The organism is Mesorhizobium sp. WSM3873 (assembly GCF_001672445.1).
In the GTDB taxonomy this organism is placed as follows: domain Bacteria; phylum Pseudomonadota; class Alphaproteobacteria; order Rhizobiales; family Rhizobiaceae; genus Mesorhizobium.
In genome coordinates this window covers 36623-56686 of record NZ_LYTM01000016.1, presented here as the reverse complement: position 1 = coordinate 56686, position 20064 = coordinate 36623, and the positions used below count along the sequence as shown (strand labels likewise).

General features: G+C 64.0%; 20 protein-coding genes. 9 read left to right on the top strand and 11 right to left on the bottom strand.

Features of this window, described 5'->3' with window-relative positions:
- Positions 1-2 precede the first annotated feature (2 nt).
- Positions 3-920, bottom strand: coding sequence for a 3-keto-5-aminohexanoate cleavage protein (locus tag A9K71_RS13645; RefSeq protein WP_066996067.1), 918 nt, complete (start codon positions 918-920; stop codon positions 3-5).
- A 128-nt stretch (positions 921-1048) separates the two neighbouring features.
- Between A9K71_RS13645 and A9K71_RS13640 the strand changes: the two genes are divergently transcribed.
- Positions 1049-2029 carry a GlxA family transcriptional regulator gene (locus A9K71_RS13640; protein WP_066996064.1) on the top strand — a complete coding sequence of 327 codons (981 nt, stop codon included), beginning with the start codon at positions 1049-1051 and terminating at the stop codon, positions 2027-2029.
- 59 nt (positions 2030-2088) lie between these two features.
- Here A9K71_RS13640 and A9K71_RS13635 read toward each other — a convergent pair whose 3' ends face one another.
- From A9K71_RS13635 to xylA, 3 genes are all read right to left on the bottom strand, one after another.
- The gene (locus A9K71_RS13635) at positions 2089-2886 is read right to left on the bottom strand and encodes a TIGR01458 family HAD-type hydrolase (protein ID WP_066996061.1); all 798 of its coding nucleotides are present in this window, start codon (positions 2884-2886) and stop codon (positions 2089-2091) included.
- A gap of 74 nt (positions 2887-2960) precedes the next feature.
- Positions 2961-3164 (bottom strand): hypothetical protein, encoded by a 204-nt coding sequence (locus tag A9K71_RS13630; protein WP_066996194.1) that lies wholly within the window; start codon positions 3162-3164, stop codon positions 2961-2963.
- Positions 3165-3349: 185 nt separating this feature from the next.
- The gene (gene xylA, locus A9K71_RS13625) at positions 3350-4675 is read right to left on the bottom strand and encodes a xylose isomerase (RefSeq protein WP_066996058.1); all 1326 of its coding nucleotides are present in this window, start codon (positions 4673-4675) and stop codon (positions 3350-3352) included.
- 111 nt (positions 4676-4786) lie between these two features.
- Here xylA and A9K71_RS13620 point away from each other — a divergent pair, with 111 nt between their 5' ends.
- Positions 4787-5149, top strand: coding sequence for a nuclear transport factor 2 family protein (locus A9K71_RS13620; RefSeq protein ID WP_066996191.1), 363 nt, complete (start codon positions 4787-4789; stop codon positions 5147-5149).
- Positions 5150-5346: 197 nt separating this feature from the next.
- Here the strand turns inward: A9K71_RS13620 and xylB are convergent, their stop codons facing one another.
- From xylB to A9K71_RS13605, 3 genes are all read right to left on the bottom strand, one after another.
- Complete coding sequence (gene xylB, locus A9K71_RS13615) at positions 5347-6801, bottom strand: xylulokinase (RefSeq protein WP_066996054.1); 1455 nt, start codon at positions 6799-6801, stop codon at positions 5347-5349.
- 82 nt (positions 6802-6883) lie between these two features.
- Positions 6884-8209, bottom strand: coding sequence for a tetratricopeptide repeat protein (locus A9K71_RS13610; RefSeq protein ID WP_066996051.1), 1326 nt, complete (start codon positions 8207-8209; stop codon positions 6884-6886).
- 111 nt (positions 8210-8320) lie between these two features.
- Positions 8321-8944 carry a LysE family translocator gene (locus A9K71_RS13605; protein WP_066996047.1) on the bottom strand — a complete coding sequence of 208 codons (624 nt, stop codon included), beginning with the start codon at positions 8942-8944 and terminating at the stop codon, positions 8321-8323.
- Positions 8945-9174: 230 nt separating this feature from the next.
- On the opposite strand from A9K71_RS13605, the gene A9K71_RS13600 reads away from it, so the two are divergent.
- The 7 genes from A9K71_RS13600 to A9K71_RS13570 all read left to right on the top strand — a co-directional run bounded on the left by A9K71_RS13600 (position 9175) and on the right by A9K71_RS13570 (position 14923).
- Positions 9175-9942, top strand: coding sequence for a L,D-transpeptidase (locus A9K71_RS13600; protein ID WP_066996044.1), 768 nt, complete (start codon positions 9175-9177; stop codon positions 9940-9942).
- Positions 9943-10064: 122 nt separating this feature from the next.
- Entirely contained in the window at positions 10065-11231 is a 1167-nt protein-coding gene (locus tag A9K71_RS13595) for a diphosphate--fructose-6-phosphate 1-phosphotransferase (RefSeq protein WP_066996041.1), read from the top strand.
- Complete coding sequence (locus A9K71_RS13590) at positions 11231-11977, top strand: MBL fold metallo-hydrolase (protein WP_066996038.1); 747 nt, start codon at positions 11231-11233, stop codon at positions 11975-11977. Before A9K71_RS13595 ends, A9K71_RS13590 begins: the two co-directional genes overlap by 1 nt.
- A 191-nt stretch (positions 11978-12168) precedes the next feature.
- Complete coding sequence (locus tag A9K71_RS13585; protein ID WP_066996035.1) at positions 12169-13713, top strand: DegQ family serine endoprotease; 1545 nt, start codon at positions 12169-12171, stop codon at positions 13711-13713.
- A gap of 58 nt (positions 13714-13771) precedes the next feature.
- Positions 13772-14020 (top strand): hypothetical protein, encoded by a 249-nt coding sequence (locus tag A9K71_RS32560; RefSeq protein ID WP_066996032.1) that lies wholly within the window; start codon positions 13772-13774, stop codon positions 14018-14020.
- A gap of 319 nt (positions 14021-14339) precedes the next feature.
- On the top strand, positions 14340-14546 hold the full coding sequence (locus A9K71_RS13575) for a DUF680 domain-containing protein (protein ID WP_066996029.1): 207 nt from the start codon (positions 14340-14342) through the stop codon (positions 14544-14546).
- Positions 14547-14692: 146 nt separating this feature from the next.
- Positions 14693-14923, top strand: coding sequence for a DUF680 domain-containing protein (locus A9K71_RS13570; protein WP_066996024.1), 231 nt, complete (start codon positions 14693-14695; stop codon positions 14921-14923).
- Between the two features lie 105 nt (positions 14924-15028).
- On the opposite strand, the gene ugpC is transcribed toward A9K71_RS13570, so the two are convergent.
- Genes ugpC through A9K71_RS13550 form a run of 4 tightly spaced genes read right to left on the bottom strand, consistent with a single transcriptional unit; the run spans position 15029 to position 20013 of the window.
- Positions 15029-16141 carry a sn-glycerol-3-phosphate ABC transporter ATP-binding protein UgpC gene (ugpC, locus tag A9K71_RS13565; RefSeq protein WP_066996021.1) on the bottom strand — a complete coding sequence of 371 codons (1113 nt, stop codon included), beginning with the start codon at positions 16139-16141 and terminating at the stop codon, positions 15029-15031.
- Positions 16142-16174: 33 nt separating this feature from the next.
- Positions 16175-17839, bottom strand: a complete 1665-nt coding sequence (locus tag A9K71_RS13560; protein WP_066996017.1) for an alpha-glucosidase — start codon at positions 17837-17839, stop codon at positions 16175-16177.
- Positions 17840-17843: 4 nt separating this feature from the next.
- Positions 17844-18998 carry a carbohydrate ABC transporter permease gene (locus A9K71_RS13555; RefSeq protein ID WP_066996015.1) on the bottom strand — a complete coding sequence of 385 codons (1155 nt, stop codon included), beginning with the start codon at positions 18996-18998 and terminating at the stop codon, positions 17844-17846.
- A gap of 1 nt (position 18999) precedes the next feature.
- Positions 19000-20013: a sugar ABC transporter permease gene (locus A9K71_RS13550; RefSeq protein ID WP_066996012.1), complete on the bottom strand. Its 1014-nt coding sequence runs from the start codon at positions 20011-20013 to the stop codon at positions 19000-19002.
- Positions 20014-20064 lie beyond the last annotated feature (51 nt).

The following is a 20064-nucleotide window of genomic DNA, read 5'->3' as shown; positions in this document are numbered from 1 at the left end:
GCTCATGCCGCGATCGGCGCCCGCTTGGTGAGGTTGAGCTTCTTGCGCACTTCCTCCGGTCCGAGCACGCGCGCACCGAGATTGGAGACGATGCTCACCGCGCGCTCGACGAGCTGCGCATTGGTCGCCAGCACGCCCTTGTCCAGCCACAGATTGTCTTCCAGGCCGACACGGACATTGCCGCCGGCCAGCACCGCCGCCGCGACATAGGCCATCTGGTTGCGGCCGATCGAGAAGGCCGACCAGTTCCAGGTCGACGGCACGTTGTTGACCATCGCCATGAAGGTGTTGAGGTCGTCCGGCGCGCCCCAAGGCACACCCATGCACAGCTGCACCAGCGCATCCGGCTTCAGCACCTGTTCCTCGACCAGCTGCTTGGCGAACCACAGATGGCCGGTATCGAAAGCCTCGATCTCGGGCTTCACGCCGAGCGCCGTCATCATGCCGCCCATGGCGCGCAGCATGCCGGGCGTGTTGGTCATCACATAATCGGCTTCGGCGAAATTCATCGTGCCGCAATCAAGCGTGCAGATCTCCGGCAGGCACTGGCGCACATGCTCCATGCGGTTGGTGGCGCCGCCCATGTCGGTGCCCTTCTCGTTGAGCGGCAGCGGCGCTTCCGGCGAGCCGAACACCATGTCGCCGCCCATGCCGGCGGTGAGGTTCAGCACCACGTCCACGTTCGCCTCGCGGATGCGCTCGGTGACCTCACGGTAGAGATGGACGTCACGCCTGGGCTTGCCGGTTTCGGGGTCGCGCACATGGCAATGGACGATCGCAGCACCCGCCTTGGCGGCCTCGATCGCCGAATCGGCGATCTGCTTGGGCGAGCGCGGCACGTTCGGGCTGCGGTCCTGCGTCCCGCCCGAACCGGTCACGGCACAGGTGATGAAAACCTCACGGTTCATCGCGAGCGGCATCGTCTTTCCTCCCAAATTCGATCAGCCATTGATGAAGCCGGAAACCGGCTTTGCTATGACGACCTGCGCCGAAGCTGGCCAAGCATGACCGACTTGCCGGAAACTGTTTTGCATTTTACGAAGGCGCCATGACTAAAAGCGAAAAACCGACGATCTTTCGCGCCGAGCGGGAAACCCTCAAGGTGACGTTTCTGGTGTTCTCGGGCTCGTCGATCATGTGCGTGGCCTCGGCGGTCGACCCGCTGCGCGCCGCCAACCGCATCTCTGGCGAGACTTTGTTCGACTTCAAGCTGGTCTCGCTCACCGGAGAGGCGCCGGTGACGACCTGCGGCTTGCCGGTCGCCGTCAGCGGCCGCTTCGATGCCGCCGAACCGACCGACATGCTGGTCGTCGTCGCCGGCTTCGGCACGCAGAACTATGCGACGTCGGCGTTGCTGGCCGGGTTGCGCCGCGCGGCGCGTGCAGCCCGCGCCTGCGGCGGCGTAGAGGCCGGCACCTGGCTGGTGGCGCGCGCCGGCCTGCTCGAAGGCCGCAGCGCCACCACGCATTGGGAAGACATGGAGGATTTCTCCGCCGCCTTTCCGGGCGTCGATGTGCGCCCCGACCGCTATGTCATCGACGGGCCGGTCTTCACCTCGGGCGGTGCCTCGCCCACCTTCGACCTGATGCTGCATCTGGTCCGCACCCGGCTCGGCATGGCGGCCGCGCTCGATGTGGCGAGCGTCTTCATCTACGATCAGACGCGCGCGGCGACCGACGCTCAGCCGCTGGTTTCGCTCGGCCGGCTCGACGGCTACGATCCGCGCCTGGCGCAGGCGATCCGGCTGATGGAAGCGCATGTCGATGAGCCGCTGACCATCGATGCCGTGGCCAAGCGCGCCGGCGTCACGGCGCGAACACTCGAGAGCATCTTCCGCAAGTCCATCGGCGAGACGCCGGGCGCCTATTACCTGCGGCTGCGGCTCGCCGCTGCCCGACGTCTGGTGGTCGACACGCGCATCGCCATGGCCGACATTGCCGGGCGTACGGGTTTTTCATCAGCCGCGGCGTTTTCCAGGGCGTTTTCCCGCGCGTTCGGCGAAGCGCCGGTCAGGCTGCGGCGCGGCTGATGCAGATCGCCCAAAAACGCGCAGCGGTTTGGGAAGCGGCACAGATCGAAACAAGGGATTCAAAGCGCGTCGCCTGAATCCGTTTCTGTGCGGCGCGCTTTGAGGATCCAGTCGGTAGCGGCCGCAAGGTCATCGACCAGCGCCGTGGGCGCCGGGTCGAAGCGTGTTTCATCGCCTGGGCGGTACTTGCCGGTCCGCACGAGCAGCCCCGCGCCAAGCCCGGCGCTGAGCGCGCCGGCGACGTCGCTCTCCGCGTCGTCGCCGACCATCACCGCGTCGGTCTGCGGGCAATTCAAGCCGGCAAGCGCCGAGAGGAAGAAATCGGGCGACGGCTTGCCGAGCACGACAGGGCTTCGCCCGCAGGCGAATTCGAGCGCTGCCACGAAGGCGCCGGCGTCGAGGCTGAGCTGGCCGTCTGCGTCCTTGAAGGTGCGGTTGGTGGCCAAAGCCAGAAAATCGGCGCCGGCAACCAGTTCGCGGAACGCTCGGTTTAGGCCGGCATAGTCGAAGGCCTCGCCGGCGTCGCCGACGACGACAGCGCGGCTCTTGCCGCCGTCCAGGCCGGTAAACTCGGCTTCGAGGTTGGGATGGACGAGCAGGTGAGGTTGGCGGCCATGCCTTCGCAGCCATTCGAGCGCGGCGCGCGCCGGCGTCAGCAATTCTTCATCCCTGACTTCGACGCCCAGCGCGGCGAGCTGCGCGATGATTTTATGGCGCGGCGAACGTGTCGTGTTGCTGACGAAGCGGAGCGGCAGTCCGGCCTTGCGCAAACGCTCGACCGCAGCCACAGCGCCTGCGATCGGGGTGTCGCCATCATAGACGACACCCGCGAGATCGAGCAGCACCGCGCGTATCATCGGTGCAGGATGGAGAAACAGTCTCCGTTCGTCAAACTGCCGAAAATAGGCCCACGGACATCGGGGCTGAAGAATCAGGCGGCGTCGCGGCCTTCGCGCACAATGCGCGAGCGCATGCTCTTGGCCAGCGCCGTTTCCAACCGCGCGGCGACCGCGCGATCCCATTCATTTGCTTCGCCGGCGCCATCCTTCGGATGCGGCAGCGCCATCAGCCGATCGATGATCGAACCAGCCTCGCCGGAAGAGAGCAGGGCGTCGATTTCGCGTTCGTGCTGCATACGTTTCGCCTCCTTCTTTCCTTCCCGCCGCATGTCGACACTATACGCGATTCGTGACGGCTGTTTGAAGGCAAGAGCGCGGCGATTGAGAGGCAGCGCGGGGCAAAACCTTGTCGTGTAGGTTCACCCCGCATGGAATGCAATTTCAGCTCTGCGGCGCTCGATGCGGGCGCCGCAGGAAAGCCTCAGACGTAGCGGTTGACGATGTTTTCAAGGAGCTCCTGCCGGCCGGAGCGCGGCTGCGGCTCGATCTTCTCCGTCACCACGCGTTCGGCGATCTCCTCCAGCGTACGCTTGCCGGAAAGCATCGCCTTGCCTTCGGCCGTGTTCCAGCCGGCATAGCGTTCGTTAAGCGGACCCGACAGCGCCTTGTCTCCGATCATCCTGGCCGCCGCCTTGAGCCCGCGCGCGCAGGCGTCCATGCCGCCGATATGGCCGATCAGCAGATCCTCCGGGTCGAGCGACTGGCGGCGCAGCTTGGCGTCGAAATTGGTGCCGCCGGTCTTGAAGCCGCCGCCCAGCAGGATCTGGTAATAGGCCAAAGCCATCTCCGGCACATTGTTGGGGAACTGGTCGGTGTCCCAGCCGGACTGATAGTCGTTGCGGTTCATGTCGATCGAACCGAAGATGCCGAGCGCGTTGGCCAAGGCCAGCTCATGCTCGAAGGAGTGGCCGGCAAGGATCGCATGGCCCTGCTCGATGTTGACCTTCACCTCCTTCTCCAGCCCGAAGCGCTTCAGGAAGCCGTAGACGGTGGCGACATCGTAGTCGTACTGGTGCTTTGTCGGCTCCTGCGGTTTCGGCTCGATCAGGATCGTGCCCTCGAAACCTATTTTGTGTTTGTAGTCCACGACGAGATTGAGGAAGCGGCCGGCCTGCTCTTGCTCTCGCGCGAGGTCGGTGTTGAGCAGCGTCTCATAGCCTTCGCGCCCGCCCCACAGCACATAGTTCTCGCCCTTCAGCTTCTTGGTCACGTCAATGCATTTCTTCACCGTCGCCGCCGCGTAGGCGAACACGTCCGGATCGGGATTGGTGGCGGCACCCGCCATGAAGCGGCGATGCGAAAAAAGGTTCGCCGTGCCCCAGAGCAGCTTGACGCCGGTCTGGTTCATTTTGGCCGAAAAATAATCGGCGATCTCGTCGAGGCGCGCCGCGCTTTCGGAGAAATCCTTGCCTTCCGGGCGAACGTCGGCGTCGTGGAAGCAGAAATAGGGGACGCCGAGCAGCGAGAACAGCTCGAAGGCGACGTCGGCCTTCAGTTTCGCCAGTTCCATCGTGTCGATGCCGCCGGGCCTGGCGAACCAGGGGCGGTCGAAGGTTTGGCCGCCGAACGGGTCGCCGCCCTGCCAGGCGAAGGAATGCCAATAGGCGACGGCGAAGCGCAGATGGTCCTCCAGCCGCTTGCCACCCACCACTTCGTCCGGGTTGTAATATCGGTAGGCCAGTGGATTGGTCGAATCCGGCCCTTCATACTTGATGGTCTTGATGTTGCCGAAAAATCCGCTGCTCATGGTTTCCTTCCTCTCCAACTGCTTTCGCCGATTACCTCAAGCGTAATTGGTTTGGCGCTTCCGTGGGTCCAAAAGGGTCATGTCGAAACGATCCAATGAAGGATGAAGACCATGACCGACCTCAACACGATCGCCCGCAACTACATCACCGCCTGGAACGAGAGCGATGCGGCGCGCCGCAAGGCCCTGCTCGAGGCCGCCTTCACCAGCGACGTCAGCTATCGCGACCCGATCATGCAAGGCGACGGCCACGACGGCATCGCCGCGCTGATCGACGGCGTGCAGCAGCAATTCGCCGGCTTCCGCTTCTCGCTGAAGGGTGAGCCGGACGGTTTTGCCGACCGCATCCGCTTTTCGTGGAATCTGGGCCCCGAAGGCGCAGAATCCGTCATCGAAGGCACCGATATTTGCGTCATCGAGAATGGCCGCCTGAAGAGCGTCACCGGCTTCCTCGACAAGGTGCCGGCGCAGTGAGGCTAACTGGGTAAGGGAGGCGCGAGGCACCCCCCTGTGGCCTGCCGGCCATCTCCCCCGCAAGCGGGAAGATCGGCTTTCATCTAGGATTTCGCCAATCTCCAACGCTGCAAAAGGGAGCGAGGCGCCCAAGTTGCCAATCTCCCCCCTTGAGGGGGAGATGCCCGGCAGGGCAGAGGGGGGTGCCTCGCGCATACTCACGCGGTTACCGCCCTGATCGCCGGATAGAGCGCACGATAGCGTTGATAAGCATCTGCATACGCCCCACCAAGCCCGGCATCCGGTTCGATCGTCGCATCGGTCGCCGGCGCGGTGCAAACGGCAAGCGGATCGGCGCCGGTCGCGGCGATCAGCCCGAGACGCGCCGCGCCAAAGGCGGCGCCGAAATCGCCGTCGGCCGGGATGTCGACCGGCAGCTGCAACGCGGTGGCGATCGCCTTCAGCCAGTAGCGCGAGCGCGAGCCGCCGCCGATCGCCGTCACCCTGGTCAGGGTCGTGCCCGCTGTCTTCAGCGCCTCGAGGCTGTCGCGGAAGGCAAACGCCACGCCTTCGAGCACGGCCTGGGTCAGCACGGCGCGGCTCGATTGATGCGCGAGGCCGGTGAAGGAACCACGAATGGCCGCATCATTATGCGGCGTGCGCTCGCCGGAGAGATAGGGCAGGAAAGCGACGCCTGTCGGCGCCTTGAGCTTGTCGCCGAGCTCGCCCGTCAGGTCGCCGGCGCCTTTGCCGGTGATCTCCGACAGCCAGTTGAGCGAATCGGTGGCCGAGAGGATGACTCCCATCTGGTGCCAGGTGTTGGGCAGCGCATGGCAGAAGGTGTGCACCGCGCTTTCCGGATTGGGCAGATAGGAGGCGTTGGCCGCAAACAGCACCCCCGACGTGCCGAGCGACACGAAGGCATGGCCGGCGCCCACGGTGCCCATGCCGCAGGCCGAAGCCGCATTGTCACCGGCGCCGCCGGCGACCGGAATGCCTGAAGCAATGCCCCATTTCGAGGCAAGCTCGCCGCGCAAGGCGCCGGCATTCGCCGTGCCTTCGACCAGCGACGGCATATGCTTCTCGTCGAGCGTTGTCGCGGCAAGCAGTTCGGAGGACCACCGCCGCTTGCCGACGTCGAGCCAGGACGTGCCAGCCGAATCCGACATCTCCGAAATATGCTCGCCGGTCAGCCAGAGCCGCAGATAGTCCTTGGGCAGGAACACCTTGGCGACAGCGGCAAAAACGGCAGGCTCGTTGTCCTTCACCCACACAAGCTTCGGCGCCGTGAAGCCCGGGAAGACGATGTTGCCGGTGAGCTTGCGGAAACGCGGGTCGGCGTCGAGCGCCGCTGCCTCGACATGGCTGCGGGTGTCGTTCCAAAGGATGCAGGGACGCAGCACCTTGTCCGAGGCGTCGAGCAGGGTCGCGCCATGCATCTGGCCGGAGAGGCCGATACCCTTGACCGCTGCAAGCTCCTTGGGATGGGAAGTCTTGAGCTCGGCAATCGCTGTCTGGCAGGCTTCGATCCAGTGCGCCGGATTCTGTTCGGACCAGCCGGCATGCGGCCGCGAGACGTCCAGCGAGCCGTGGCCGGACCCGACGACCGTCTGGCGATCATCGATCAGGAGCGCCTTGACGCCCGAGGTGCCCAGGTCGAGGCCGAGATACATGATTTCCTCCCGATGCCATTAATTTTTTCGGGTCTCGAAAAAATCTGGCTTGGCCAGTTCTTAAGCCAAGATCCGCCTCCGGTCAATTCTCTGACAAATCGGCCGCGCGGCGCGAGAACAGCGCCGACAGCGGGCTGTCCGGCCGCGCCAGCTGACGCTCGGCGGTCAACGCCCGTGCCAGCGCGCTGTCACCGGCACGCAGCGCCGCCTCGATCAGCATCAGGTCGATCACGTCGCGTTGTGCATGGCTGCCGCCGAAGCGGTGCGCGATCCAGCGGATTGGCCGGATCAGGCGCACCACTTCTCCGTAGTTGCCCTCGCCGAATGCTTTGATCGCCAAGGTCAGAGGGTGGCCGACGTCGCGCGTGAATGCGGCGTTATCGTCATCGCCGCGCATTGCTTCGCGCTGCGCTTCGAGCAGGGTCTGGGCCGGCGCGTGCAGCCCGGCGCCGACAAAGGCCATCATCGCATGCGCATCGTTGAAGGCGTAATTGCCGGCGGCCGCCTTTGGCGCCCAGTTCGCCGCAAGCGCCGCCCAGCGGTCGCCGACATCGATGCCGTGGAGATAAAGTCGCCACAGGATCGCCGAGGCGTCGACCATGTTGAGCGCCAGCGTCGAGCGGTCGCCGTAGATCGGCCCGTCATAGAGCTGGAGCACCTCGTTTGTCTCGCCGAGATCGTAGTGGAACAGCGCCAGATGCCACCAATTATGGATCTTGAGGAAGCTGTCCTTCGTCCACGCCTCCGGATTGGCGCGCATCCAGGCGATGCCCTCCCTTTGCCGGCTTTGCATTTCCATGACATGCGCGACCGCGTGCTGCGCCCAGCCGTCGCGCGGCTCGATCTCGATGGCCTGCCGGCCGAAGGCTTCGGCGCGCGCATAGTCGCCCATTTCCTCCAGCCCGAAAGCCTGCATGCCGAGAACGGCATGGTAGCCCGGCATGTCCTTCTCCCAAGCCGGCAACGCCCGACCGATGCGGTCGCGCAGCATGCGCGCATTGCCGATGAAGAAGTCGATCTGGTGACCAACCTGCAGCGCCACCGCATCGAGCGGGTTGTCGATGGCGACGTCCTCGAGGATGCGGGCGGCGTCATGCCAGCGGCCGCTGGCAAGATGGCCGAGCGCCGCGACATGCGCGCGCTCGCGCGCGGTGCCGGCGAGCGGCAGCGCCGCCGCATGGCAGGTTTGCGCAATCGCCGTCGCCTCCCGCTCGGTGGCGAGGCCGAACAGATAGCCCTTGAACACATGCGCCATCACGAAGCTGGGCTCATCGGCGATCGCGCTATCGATGGAGCCGACCGGGTCGCCGATGAAGCACTGCAGCTCACGGACGGCTCTGGCGTAGGACGAAAGCCCGGCTTCGGTCGCGCCCGAGTGCGTCAGGCCGAATGCGTCCTTCAGCGCCATAGCCGCGTCCTTTGATGCCTATTCGTCCGGTCGGACCGATGCAATCCTAGAACATCGACCGTCGGCCCGCCAACCGGCGAGGGCTTCGACTGTGTCGAACCGGACTTCTCCTCAATTCCCCGAACGCATCGCCACCGTGGCGATGCCGGCGCCGACAAGCAATGTCCCGCCGGTGCGGTTGAAGATACGGATCGCCCTTGGGTTGCGCACGATGGCGCGCGCTCGTGAAGCAATCAGCGCATAGCCGAAGGCATTGCTGAATGCGAGCGCCAGGAAGGTCGCTTCGAAGATCAGCATCTGCGTCCAGAAATCGGCATGCCGGTCGAGAAACTGCGGCAGGAAGGCGACGAAGAACGTGATGCTCTTCGGGTTGAGCGCCGTGACCAGCCAGGCATGCGCCATCATCCTTGCCGCCGACACGGCGTCGGTGCGCGGTTCGGCCTTCAGCGCGCCGCCGGCGCGGAACAGTTTTATGCCGAGATAGATGAGGTAGCCGGCGCCGATCACCTTGAGCACGGTGAACACAGTGGCCGAAGCCGCAAGCAGCGCGCCGATGCCGAGCATCGAAAGCGTCATGGCGGTGAAATCGCCGAGCGCGACGCCGACTGCCATCGGCAGCGCCGTACGCCAGCCCTGGCCGAGCGCATAGGAGACGACCAAGAGGATCGTCGGGCCCGGGATGACGAGGAGGATGGCGGAGGCGGCGGCAAAGGCAGCCCAGTTTTCGAAGGACATTTCCCTACTCCTTGAGCGCAAAGAACAGGATAAATCCTGGGGTATGCGAGATTGTAAAGAGGCGTTGGAGAAAATCTTCGGCGCCGGCCTGCCCTGGCGCCTGGCCCGGACAACGCCTTGTCAGGGTTAAGTGCGGGCAAAGTTCTTTCACCCTTTTTCAACCATGACTGACGAAAATTGCAGCCATTCGGCCGGACCGTGCTTCCCGCCGACAGCGTAGGGTTTGGTGTATGCGCGAGTTGCCGCAAAGTCTGACGCCGCCTTCGAGCGGCGAAACTGTCGAAACCGAAGTTCCGCTTTCCCGCCGCGCCATGCTTTCAGGCATGGGCGCCATGGCGCTGCTCGGCATGGCCGGCTGCAGCACCACCGACACGCTCGACCTGCCGCAATTGCAGATCGACGACACCACCACCGGATCGGTGCCGATCCGACCGGCGATCAGCGTCGACAAGAACATCACTGGTCCCGACGTGATGTATGCTGCCTTGACCGACAACGGCTTCCAGGTCCCGGCGGTGCCCTACCAGAAGGTCAAGCCGGAGTTCTGCCGCCAGATCGTCGTCGACAAGACCGGCGAAGCGCCCGGCACCATCGTCGTGCATTTGCAGGAGCGCATGCTCTATCTCGTCCAGCCCGGCGGCGACGCCATCCGCTACGGCGTCGGCATCGGTAAGGACGGCTTCCGCTGGTCGGGCCGCGCCAACATCCAGTACGGCAAGGAATGGCCGGTCTGGACGCCGCCGCCGGAGATGGTCAAGCGCAAGCCGGAACTGGTGAAATGGCAGGGCGGCCAGCCCGGCGGCCTGACCAATCCGCTGGGCGCCCGCGCGCTTTACATCTACCAGAACGGCAAGGACACCGGTTACCGCATCCACGGCTCGCCCGAATGGTGGACCATCGGCCAGGCGATGTCGTCGGGCTGCGTGCGGCTGATCAACCAAGACATCATCGACCTCTACAACAGGGTATCGAAGAAGAACCCGGTCGTCGTCGTCTGATTTTTTCGGCGGTCAGCACGGTCACTATTTTTTCGGGATCATGCTCCTCCTTTCTCCCGTTGCGTGATGCCGCAAGACAGGCGAAGGTGCTCTGAAAAGCTTCGCCTCGGGAGAGAACGATCATGGCCGGAACCTTTGTCATCGCGCAGGGCGGCGGCCCGACCGCCGTCATCAATCAGACGGTCGTCGGCGCCACGCTGGAGATCCGCAAGCGGCATCCCGGCGCCAAGGTGCTCGGCTCGATCCATGGCGTGCGCGGCATCCGCGACGGCAACTATGTCGACCTCTCAGCCATCCCCGAAGATCGGCTGCGGCTGATCGCAGGCACCCCGAGCGCCGCCCTTGGCTCGACCCGCGACAAGCCAGACGCGGCCTATTGCGAGGTCATCCTCAACGGCCTCAAGAAGGCCGGCGCCGATGCCTTCATCTATATCGGCGGCAACGACACTTCGGGCACCCAGCAGATCCTGACCGACGCCGCCGGCGGCGCGATCGCCTTCGTGCATGCGCCGAAAACCATCGACAACGATCTCGAGGAGAACGACCATACGCCGGGCTTCATCTCGGCGGCCGAATTCGTCGCCGGCGCTTTCCTGTCGGTCGATTTGGATTTCCGCGCGTTGCCCGGCATTTATGTCGGCATCGTCATGGGCCGGCACGCCGGCTTCCTGACTGCCGCGGCCGCCGCCTGGCAGCTCGATCCGGATAGCGGTCCGCATCTGGTCTATGTACCGGAGCGCGCCTTCTCCGCCGAACGTTTCATCGATGATGTCCGCAGGACGCTCGACCGCCACAAGCGCTGCATCGTCGCCGTCTCGGAAGGCGTCAGCACCGCCGACGGCAAGGCGTTGGTCGAGAGCCTGGTGCCGCCGGAAAAGCTCGAGCGCGACCAGCACGGCAACGTCAAATTGTCGGGCAGCGATCTGCCGGCGGCGCTCGAACGCGCTTTGGCGGAAGGCCTGCCAGGCAAGCGGGCGCGCGTCGATGCCCTGGGCTATATGCCGCGCGGCTATGTCGGGGCGATCAGCCCCGTGGACGCCAAGGAAGCCTTCGAAGCCGGCGCGTTCGCGGTCGCCGTTGCCGGGGAGGGTGGCGGCTCAGTGGCGCTGCAATATGACGGCACCAAGACCGTGCTGAAGAAGGTGCCGCTCGAGGCTGTGGCCGGCAAGACCCGCCACATGCCGGACAATTTCATGAAGCCGGACGTCAACCAATTGTCCGAGGCCGGCATGGCCTATCTGAAGCGGCTGGTGCCGGAAAAATACAAGGTCGGAAAGCCGTTCGTCTGATGGGCGACCTTGTGGTGGGCGACTGGTTCGGCAAATCCATTGTCGATGCCAGAACGACGATGCTGACCGAGCCATTCGTGCACGATTTCGTGCGCGCCAACATGTGGCATTTCAAGGGCCGGGACGCCGACCTGCTGGTCGACACCGGCATGGGCATCTGCCCGCTGGCGCCCGAGATCGACAGCCCGGCCGGCAAGCCGCTGATCGTCGTCGCCACCCACATTCATCTCGACCATGTCGGCTCGCTGCACGAATTCCCGCTCAGGATGGGGCCGAAGGTCAGTGCGGCGGAGTTCGATGGCATGGATGATGCCGTCACCTACGCCAACATGTTCCACAATCTCGATGACGCGGTGTCCAAATTGCCGGCGCCCGGCTGGAAGGCGGCTGACTATCGCATCCCTTCCGCACCGTTGACGCGAATGCTCGACGAAGGCGACATCGTCGACCTCGGCGATCGGAAATTCCGCGTGCTGCATCTGCCCGGACATTCGCCGGATTCGATCGCGCTGTTCGATGAGGCCGACGGCCTGTTCTTCGCCGGCGACGCCATCTATGACGGCATGCTGATCGACGACCTGCCGGATTCGGACCGCGCCGCCTATTGCCGCACCATGCAGCGGCTGCTCGACCTGCCGATACGCCTCGGCCATGGCGGCCATGGCCCGAGTTTCGGCCGCGCGAGGATGGGAGAGATCGCGTCTTCCTACCTACGCCGCCGAGAGCGCTTCGTGAGCGCTCTCTGAATTAAATCTTTGTAAGGTCGCGCCAAAACCCTAATTCGGACCATTCCACGCCCTAAATGCGTGGCTGTCGATCCGGCCGGCTGCCAAGCATGGCGAGACGGGCAATCCCGGCCGTCGACACGCCGACGGGCGCGTCCTTGGAGAGAGCCGTCCGCGGCGCCGGATCAACTCTCGCCCGGACAGAAACGACCATGTCACCATTTAGCATTCTTCGCAGACATCGCGTCGCGGCCCTGCTGGGCGCTGCGCTGATCATCTCCCCCGTCGTTGTTTCCTTTGCGCAAAATCCCGGCAATGCCGGCCTGAGCAACGTGGTCGCGACGACACAGACGCCGGTCGCCGGCATTACCGCCCCGAACGGCTCGTTCGCGCCGGTTGTCGCCACCACCAAGCCGGCAGTCGTGACCGTGACGACCGTGATGAAAGCCCAGCCCGGCGCGACGGACGACGGCTCGCCTTTCGACGGCAATTCGCCCTTCGACCAGTATTTCCAGCAGTTCTTCGGCGACCAGGGCATCCCGATGCCCAAGACGCCGCCGCAGCAGGCGCCGCGGCAGGAGGCTTTGGGCTCCGGCTTCATCGTCGGGTCCGATGGCACCATCGTCACCAACAACCACGTCATCGACGGCGCGACCTCGATCAAGGTGACGCTCGACGACGGCACCGAGCTTCCCGCCAAGCTCGTCGGCCACGACGCAAAGAACGATCTGGCGGTGCTCAAGGTCAAGGCGAGCAAGCCGCTGCCGACCGTCAAATGGGGCGATTCCGACAAGCTGATGACCGGCGACCAGGTGCTGGCGATCGGCAATCCGTTCGGCATCGGCACCACGGTCACCGCCGGCATCGTCTCGGCGCGCGGCCGCGACCTGCACAGCGGGCCGTTCGACGATTTCATCCAGATCGACGCGCCGATCAACCACGGCAATTCCGGCGGCCCGCTTGTCGACGTGAAGGGCAATGTGGTCGGCATCAACACGGCGATCTATTCGCCCAATGGCGGCAGCGTCGGCGTCGGCTTCGCCATTCCTTCGGACCAGGCACAAAAAGTGGTCGACAAGCTTATGAAGGGCGGTGACATCGAATACGGCTATCTTGGCGTGCAGATCCAGCCGGTCACGCAGGACGTCGCTAGCGCCATCGGCCTCGACCATCCGGGCGGCGCGCTGGTCGCGGCGGTCACCGACGGTTCGCCGGCGGCCAAGGCCGGCATCGAGACCGGCGACGTCATCACCGGCTTCGCCGGCCAGGAGATCAAGGACCCCAAGGATCTGTCGCGCGCCGTCGCCGACGTCTCCCCCGGCAGCAAGGAAACGCTGAGTGTCTGGCGCAACGGCAAGGCGATGCAGATCTCGGCCGATGTCGGCCGCAATGCCGAAGACCAGAAGACCGCCTCGAATGACGAGGGCGGCAAGCCATCTGCCGAACAGGGCCTGCGCGTGCCCTCGCTCGGCCTTGGCCTTACGGACCTCACGCCGGACATCCGGGAGCAGCTCAACCTGGCCGACAATCAGCGCGGCGCCGTGGTCGAGCGCGTCAACCCGGACAAGGCGGCCTCCGCGGCCGGCATTGAACCCGGCGATGTCATCGTCGCCGTCGACCGCACGCCGGTGAAAAACGCAAGGCAAGCGAACCAGGCGATCGCCGAGGCCGGCAAGTCCGGCAGGAAGTCGGTGCTGCTGCTGGTCGATCGCGGCGACGCGCAGATATTCGTCGCCGTGCCTTTCGCCGCCGGCTGAGAAAGGTTTCCAAGGAGCCTGCCGGCCTCTTCGGCAGGCTCCGCCGACAAGATTTCGGTTGCCCGCAAACGAGGTCGACTTCCGCGACGAGTTGATTGAACTGGACGATCGTCGCGACGGCTTCGATCTGGTGCTGACGCTGACGCGCGAGCAGGCTCGGCGCCCGGCCGGCGCGATCCTTCCAGATCGGAGAGAAGGACGCTCAGACGAGGCTGCGCCCAGAGTTGCCGACGCCTTTGACCCGTGGGCGGCAACGCTCCGAATCAAGCCGGTAGGTCCAAAATGGTTAAGCGGTATCGGAAAGTGACTATTAGGAGATTCTAAAATCGAACCGAACAGTTCGTTTCTGTTGACGGTGCGTGCAGGACGGGGTGAACATCGGCGCGCGTATACACTTGGTGAGCCAAATGGATAAGTGCGATAACTAACTGATTCAACAGTGTAAAAACCGATCGTGGCGGGCGATTGGTACAATTTCAAGATGGGGATTCATGGTCCAGCCGAAACAACTTCGTGATTGGAATCCGGCAGCCGGCTCACCCACATCGGGCCTTGTCCGAACGACGCGATTTTCACTCCCAAGACACGCCGCTAGACGGACGAAAAAACATACTGGAGTACCAAAAATGAAAAAGATTGTTCTCACTGCCGCCGCCCTTCTGGCCATTTCCGGCAGCGCTTTCGCTGGTAGCGACAACTACGGTTCCAACGCCGCCAATCAGCCGGCCGCCGCGGTCGACACTTCTCGCACGGCCTCGACCCACAGGTCGGAAGCGGCCGCTCAGAAGCCCGTCACCCAGGGCGCGGACCACAACCTCTTCGGCAACAACTAAACTGCCGAACCTGGCCATGATCCATGAGGGGCCACGGCCGACAGGAGACAGACGGTGGGTTCACCCGCCGCGTCCCCAGGCATGTCGCCCAAAAGTGTACCCCAGTTTTGGAAACGACATCAGGTTAAGAATTCAGGAGTATTGAAATGAAGAAGATCGTTCTTGCCGCAACGGCCGTTCTGGCCCTCTCCGGCGCAGCTTTCGCAGGCAGCGACAATTACGGCTCGGCTGGCGCCAGCCAGCAGGCCCCTGCCGTCGACACGACCCGCACTTCGTCGGTGGGCACCGACTCGCCGGTCTACAAGCTGCTGAACTCGTCGAATGACGTGCACAAGTCGGCCCCGCAGGGCAGCGACCGCAATCTGTTCGGCCGCTAACAGCCGCAAGCAGTTGACGAAAAAGGAGCGGCGAGGCCAAACCTCGCCGCTCTTTCTTTATCCGGACCGCCTCGTGCCTCATGGCCGAAACGGCAGCACCGAGCGTCAGGCCGCCTTCGCCTCGTCGCGATGCAGCGTGAAGGAATGCCCCTCCGCGTCGAAGATGTGCAGATCCCCGGCGCCGGCATTGAGCCGCAGCGTCTCGCCGCGCTTGACCTCGACATTTCCCGGCAGTTTGGCCACCAGCGGCAGATCGGCGCGGCCGATGTCGACATAGACGAGCTGAACCTCGCCGAGCTGCTCGATATAATCGACCTTGCCTTCGAACAGGTAATCCGTCCCCGTCGCGATCGCGAGATCCTCGGGCCGCACGCCGAAGCTCACCGCCGCGCCGTTCGCCGAAGCGGGCGTTGTGATCGGCACCGTCGCCTTGCGGTCGCCGACATGGCTGACCACGGTCGGATTGCCGGCCTTCTCGATCTTCGCCGGCAATATGTTCATGGCCGGCGATCCGATGAACTGCGCGACGAAGAGATTGCCCGGCCGCTTGTAGAGCTCCATCGGCGTGCCGACCTGCTCGACGACGCCTTCCTTCAGCACCACGATGCGGTCCGCCAGCGTCATCGCCTCGACCTGGTCGTGCGTGACGTAGATCATCGTCGTGTTCGGCATCGATTCCTTCAGCTTGGCGATCTCGATGCGGGTGGCGACGCGCAGTGCCGCATCGAGATTGGACAGCGGCTCGTCGAACAGGAACACCTTCGGATTGCGCACGATGGCACGGCCTATGGCGACGCGCTGGCGCTGGCCGCCCGACATCGCCTTGGGCAGGCGGTCGAGATACTTGGTGAGCTGCAGGATCTCGGCCGCCTGGCGCACGCGCTTGTCGATCTCGGCCTTGCTTTCCTTGCCGATCTTCATCGAGAAGGCCATGTTGTCGTACACGGTCATATGCGGATAGAGCGCATAGGACTGGAACACCATGGCGATGCCCCGCTTCGAAGGCGGCACGTCGTTCACAACTTCGCCGTCGATCTGGAGCACGCCGGAGGTGATTTCCTCGAGACCGGCAATCGACCTCAGCAAGGTCGACTTGCCGCAGCCCGACGGCCCGACGAACACGATGAACTCGCCCGATTTGATGTCGAGGTCGATGCCGTGGAGAATGTTGAGGTTGCCGTATGATTTCTTCACCTGGTTCAGCGTGACATCGGCCATGGTTTCCTCTCCCAGTGATTGTCTGTTCTCAACTCAGTCGATCCGCCCGAACCAGGCGCCATAGCCGCCAAGGCGGATGGGCCCGCTGCCACCTTGTCCCGAAAAGCCATGTCCCGGCAAGGGCTGCAGCGCGCCCTTGCCGAGATCGACTTCGGCCGGCTTGCTGCCGAGGTTGAAGACGCAGGCGATGCGCTCGTTGCCCTCGCGGCGCGTGAAGGCGACGGTGTCGCCATCGCTTTCGATGAAGTCGATTTCGCCCTTGCCCAGCGCCGGATGCTGGCGCCGGAAGGCGAGGAAGCGCCGGTAATGCTCGAGCAGCGAGCTCGGATCGCCCTGCTGCACATTCACGGCTTGCGCCAGATGCTTGCCGGGCACCGGCAGCCAGGGCTTGGCGGTCGAGAAGCCGCCATTCTTGGCCGCCGCATCCCACACCATCGGCGTGCGGCAGCCGTCGCGGCCCTTGAATTCCGGCCAGAAACGGATGCCGTAGGGGTCTTGCAGGTCCTCGAAATTGAGTTCCGCCTCGCCGAGGCCGAGCTCCTCGCCCTGATAGATGCAGACCGAGCCGCGCAGCGACATCAACAGCGCCGAGATTACCTTGAGATAAGCGCTCGGGTCCACTTCGTTGGCGGCCCAGCGCGAGGCCACGCGCATCACGTCATGATTGGAGAAGGCCCAGCACGACCAGCCGTCGCTGGCGACCCGACCGAAAGACTCCAGTACCGCCCGCACCTTGGCGGCGCTGATCTTTTCCGGTGCCAGGAAGTCGAAGGAATAGCACATGTGAACGCGCTTGCCGTCGGCGGTGTAGGCGGCCACCACTTCCAGCCCGCGCTGCGAATCGCCGACCTCGCCGACGGCGGCTTGCGCCGGATATTCGTCGAGCAGCGCGCGGAAGCGCTCAAGGAAACCGAGATTCTCCGGCCGGCTCTTGTCGTAGATATGGTCCTGGTAATTGTAGGGGTTCACGGCCGGCGCCGTCTGGTCGTTGCGCTCTTCCGGCGGCAGCGGCGGGTTGTCCTCCAGCCCCAGGCTGTGGAAGTAGAAATTGATGGTGTCGAGGCGAAAGCCGTCGACGCCGCGCTCCAGCCAGAAGCGGGTGATGTTGAGCAGCGCGTCCTGGACCTCGGCGTTGTGGAAGTTGAGATCGGGCTGCTCGGCCAGGAAATTATGCATGTAATATTGCTGGCGGCTTGTATCCCATTGCCAGGCCGAGCCGCCGAAGATCGACAGCCAGTTGTTGGGCGGCGTGCCGTCGGGCTTGGCGTCCGCCCACACATACCAGTCGGCTTTCGGATTGGTCCGGCTGGAGCGGCTTTCCTTGAACCAGGGGTGGATGTCGGCGGTGTGCGACAGCACCTCGTCGATCATCACCTTGAGGCCCAGACGATGGGCTTCCGCCACCAGCGCGTCGAAGTCGGCCAGCGTGCCGAACATCGGATCGACGTCGCAATAGTCCGACACATCGTAGCCGAAATCCTTCATCGGCGATTTGAAGAAGGGCGAGATCCAGATGGCGTCGACGCCGAGCGAGGCGATGTAGGGCAGCCGCCGGACAATGCCTTGCAGGTCGCCGATGCCGTCGCCGTTCGAGTCCTGATAAGAGCGCGGATAGATCTGGTAGATCACCGCGCCCCGCCACCAGTCGCGGTCGACGGCGGGGTCCGGTCTCGAACTCGTCTTCAAAGCCGATTGCATTGTCTCAACCTCCTTTCACCGAGCCGGCAAGCAGCCCGCGGACGAAATAGCGCTGCAGTGAGAAGAACACGATCAGCGGCACGATGATGGTGATGAAGGCCGATGTCGTAAGGATTTCCCAATTGCCGCCTCTCGAGCCGAGCAGCGCGTTGAGTTGCGCCGTCAGCACGATCTGGTCGGGCGCCGTGCCGAGGAAAACCATCGCCACCAACAGATCGTTCCACACCCACAGGAATTGAAAGATGGCGAAGGAGGCAAGCACCGGGAAGGACAGCGGCAGCACGATCTTGACGAAGATCTCGAAATCGCTGGCGCCGTCGATCCGTGCCGATTCCATGATCTCGCGCGGCAGGCCGGCGATATAGCTTCTGAGCAGGTAGATGGCGAAGGGCAGGCCGAAGCCGGTATGCGCCAGCCAGATGCCGAGATAGGTTTTCGACGGCACACCGAAGAAGGTCCCGACGCCGTTGTAGAGCTTGAGCAGCGGGATCAGCGACATCTGCAGCGGCACCACGAGCAGACCGATGATCACCGCAATCAGCAGCGCCCTTCCGGGAAAGCGCATCCAGGCCAACGCATAGGCGGCGAAGGCCGCAATCAGGATCGGGATCACCGTCGCCGGAATGGTCACGGTCAGCGAGTTCATGAAGGAGCGGCCGATACCTTGCGACAGAAGCACGTTCTCGTAGTTTTCCGTGGTGAATTTCGGCGGCGCCGAGGAGGCATAATAGACACGCTGGCCGCGATCGCCTTCGAAGGCCTTCGGCGAAGACAGCACGAACGTGCCGTCGGCGTTGACCTGCAGCGACACCCCATCGCCGAGATCGGCGGCCGTGCCGGCCTTGTATTGTGTCGGCGCCGCCGCCTTGGTGCCGAAGGCGCTGATCGCACGCTTGGCGCCATCGCCGAAGACGTTGCCTTCGATGACGTATTTGCCGTCCTTCTGGGTTTGTGCGGACGCAGCCGGCAGACGCCCAGCCTCGGTCTGGCTGGAGCTTGAGAAGGAGTTCCACCAACCCGACGCGATGATCTGGTCCTTGTCGCGCAGCGACGACACGAGGATGCCGAGTGTCGGGATGGTCCAGATGACGACGAAGACCAGCACGGCGAGATGAACGCCGAATCGGCCGACGAAGGACTTTCCGCGGGTCGCAGCCATCTCAGTGTCCTCCCGTCTCTTTGTTGGCCTGGCGAATGTTCCAGACCATGATCGGGATGACCGCGATCATGATGATGATGGCGATCGTGGCGCCGCGGCCGAAATCGCCGCCGCCGCGGAACATCCAGTCGAACATCAGATTGGCGAGCACCTGGCTGTTCCATTGGCCGTTGGTCATGGTCAGCACGATGTCGAACACTTTCAGCACCAGGATGGTGATGGTGGTCCAGACAACTGCGATCGTCCCCCAGATCTGCGGCACCATGATCTTCCAGAAGATCTGGAACGGGTTGGCGCCGTCGATGACGGCCGCCTCCAGCGTCTCTTCCGGAATGCCGCGCAAGGCCGACGACAGGATCACCATGGCGAACCCTGTCTGGATCCAGATCAGGATCACCATCAGGAAGAAATTGTTCCAGAACGGCAGCGATATCCAGACCTGCGGCTGGCCGCCGAAATACTGGATGATGGCGTTGAGCAGGCCGATCTGCACCTGGCCCTCGCCGCGATACTCGTAAATGAATTTCCAGATCACGCTGGCGCCGACGAAAGAAATCGCCAGCGGCAGGAAGATAAGGCTCTTGGCGATCGTCCCCCACCAGATCTTGTCGGTGAGCACGGCGATGATCAGGCCGAGGAAGGTGCAGGCCGCCGGCACCACCGCCAGCCATAAGATGTTGTTGAAGATCGAGTTGCGGAAATCCTGGTCGCTGAACGCCCATTGGTAGTTGGCGAGGCCGACGAAGTGCTCGCCGCCGCGGTCGAGAAAAGAGAGCCGCAGCGTCTCGATCACCGGATAGATCAGATAGATGGTCAGGATGATCATCGCCGGCCCGACGAACAGCCATGGCCGCACCAGCCCTTGCCGGCGCAGATTGTCGACGGCGGCGCTGCCGGAGACGCCGCGCGACGGAAAGATCAGATCGAGCAGCTTGTTGGCGCCCCAGAAATACGCGACACAGCCGCCGACGCCGATGATGATGACGAATATGGCCGAGAAAATCTGAGCCGCCATGGGTCCCTCTCCCTGGGCATGACCGGCCGGCCAAGGCTCGGCCGCATGCAC

Coding starts and splice junctions, on each gene's coding strand:
- A9K71_RS13600 (WP_066996044.1), top strand. CDS start 9,175: ATGCGCGAGTTGCCGCAAAGTCTGACGCCGCCTTCGAGCGGCGAAACT.
- A9K71_RS13570 (WP_066996024.1), top strand. CDS start 14,693: ATGAAGAAGATCGTTCTTGCCGCAACGGCCGTTCTGGCCCTCTCCGGC.
- A9K71_RS13590 (WP_066996038.1), top strand. CDS start 11,231: ATGGGCGACCTTGTGGTGGGCGACTGGTTCGGCAAATCCATTGTCGAT.
- A9K71_RS13635 (WP_066996061.1), bottom strand. CDS start 2,886: ATGATACGCGCGGTGCTGCTCGATCTCGCGGGTGTCGTCTATGATGGC.
- A9K71_RS13560 (WP_066996017.1), bottom strand. CDS start 17,839: ATGCAATCGGCTTTGAAGACGAGTTCGAGACCGGACCCCGCCGTCGAC.
- ugpC (WP_066996021.1), bottom strand. CDS start 16,141: ATGGCCGATGTCACGCTGAACCAGGTGAAGAAATCATACGGCAACCTC.
- A9K71_RS13585 (WP_066996035.1), top strand. CDS start 12,169: ATGTCACCATTTAGCATTCTTCGCAGACATCGCGTCGCGGCCCTGCTG.
- A9K71_RS13605 (WP_066996047.1), bottom strand. CDS start 8,944: ATGTCCTTCGAAAACTGGGCTGCCTTTGCCGCCGCCTCCGCCATCCTC.
- A9K71_RS13575 (WP_066996029.1), top strand. CDS start 14,340: ATGAAAAAGATTGTTCTCACTGCCGCCGCCCTTCTGGCCATTTCCGGC.
- A9K71_RS13620 (WP_066996191.1), top strand. CDS start 4,787: ATGACCGACCTCAACACGATCGCCCGCAACTACATCACCGCCTGGAAC.
- A9K71_RS13550 (WP_066996012.1), bottom strand. CDS start 20,013: ATGGCGGCTCAGATTTTCTCGGCCATATTCGTCATCATCATCGGCGTC.
- A9K71_RS13645 (WP_066996067.1), bottom strand. CDS start 920: ATGCCGCTCGCGATGAACCGTGAGGTTTTCATCACCTGTGCCGTGACC.
- A9K71_RS13595 (WP_066996041.1), top strand. CDS start 10,065: ATGGCCGGAACCTTTGTCATCGCGCAGGGCGGCGGCCCGACCGCCGTC.
- A9K71_RS13630 (WP_066996194.1), bottom strand. CDS start 3,164: ATGCAGCACGAACGCGAAATCGACGCCCTGCTCTCTTCCGGCGAGGCT.
- xylA (WP_066996058.1), bottom strand. CDS start 4,675: ATGAGCAGCGGATTTTTCGGCAACATCAAGACCATCAAGTATGAAGGG.
- A9K71_RS13640 (WP_066996064.1), top strand. CDS start 1,049: ATGACTAAAAGCGAAAAACCGACGATCTTTCGCGCCGAGCGGGAAACC.
- A9K71_RS13555 (WP_066996015.1), bottom strand. CDS start 18,998: ATGGCTGCGACCCGCGGAAAGTCCTTCGTCGGCCGATTCGGCGTTCAT.
- xylB (WP_066996054.1), bottom strand. CDS start 6,801: ATGTATCTCGGCCTCGACCTGGGCACCTCGGGCGTCAAGGCGCTCCTG.
- A9K71_RS13610 (WP_066996051.1), bottom strand. CDS start 8,209: ATGGCGCTGAAGGACGCATTCGGCCTGACGCACTCGGGCGCGACCGAA.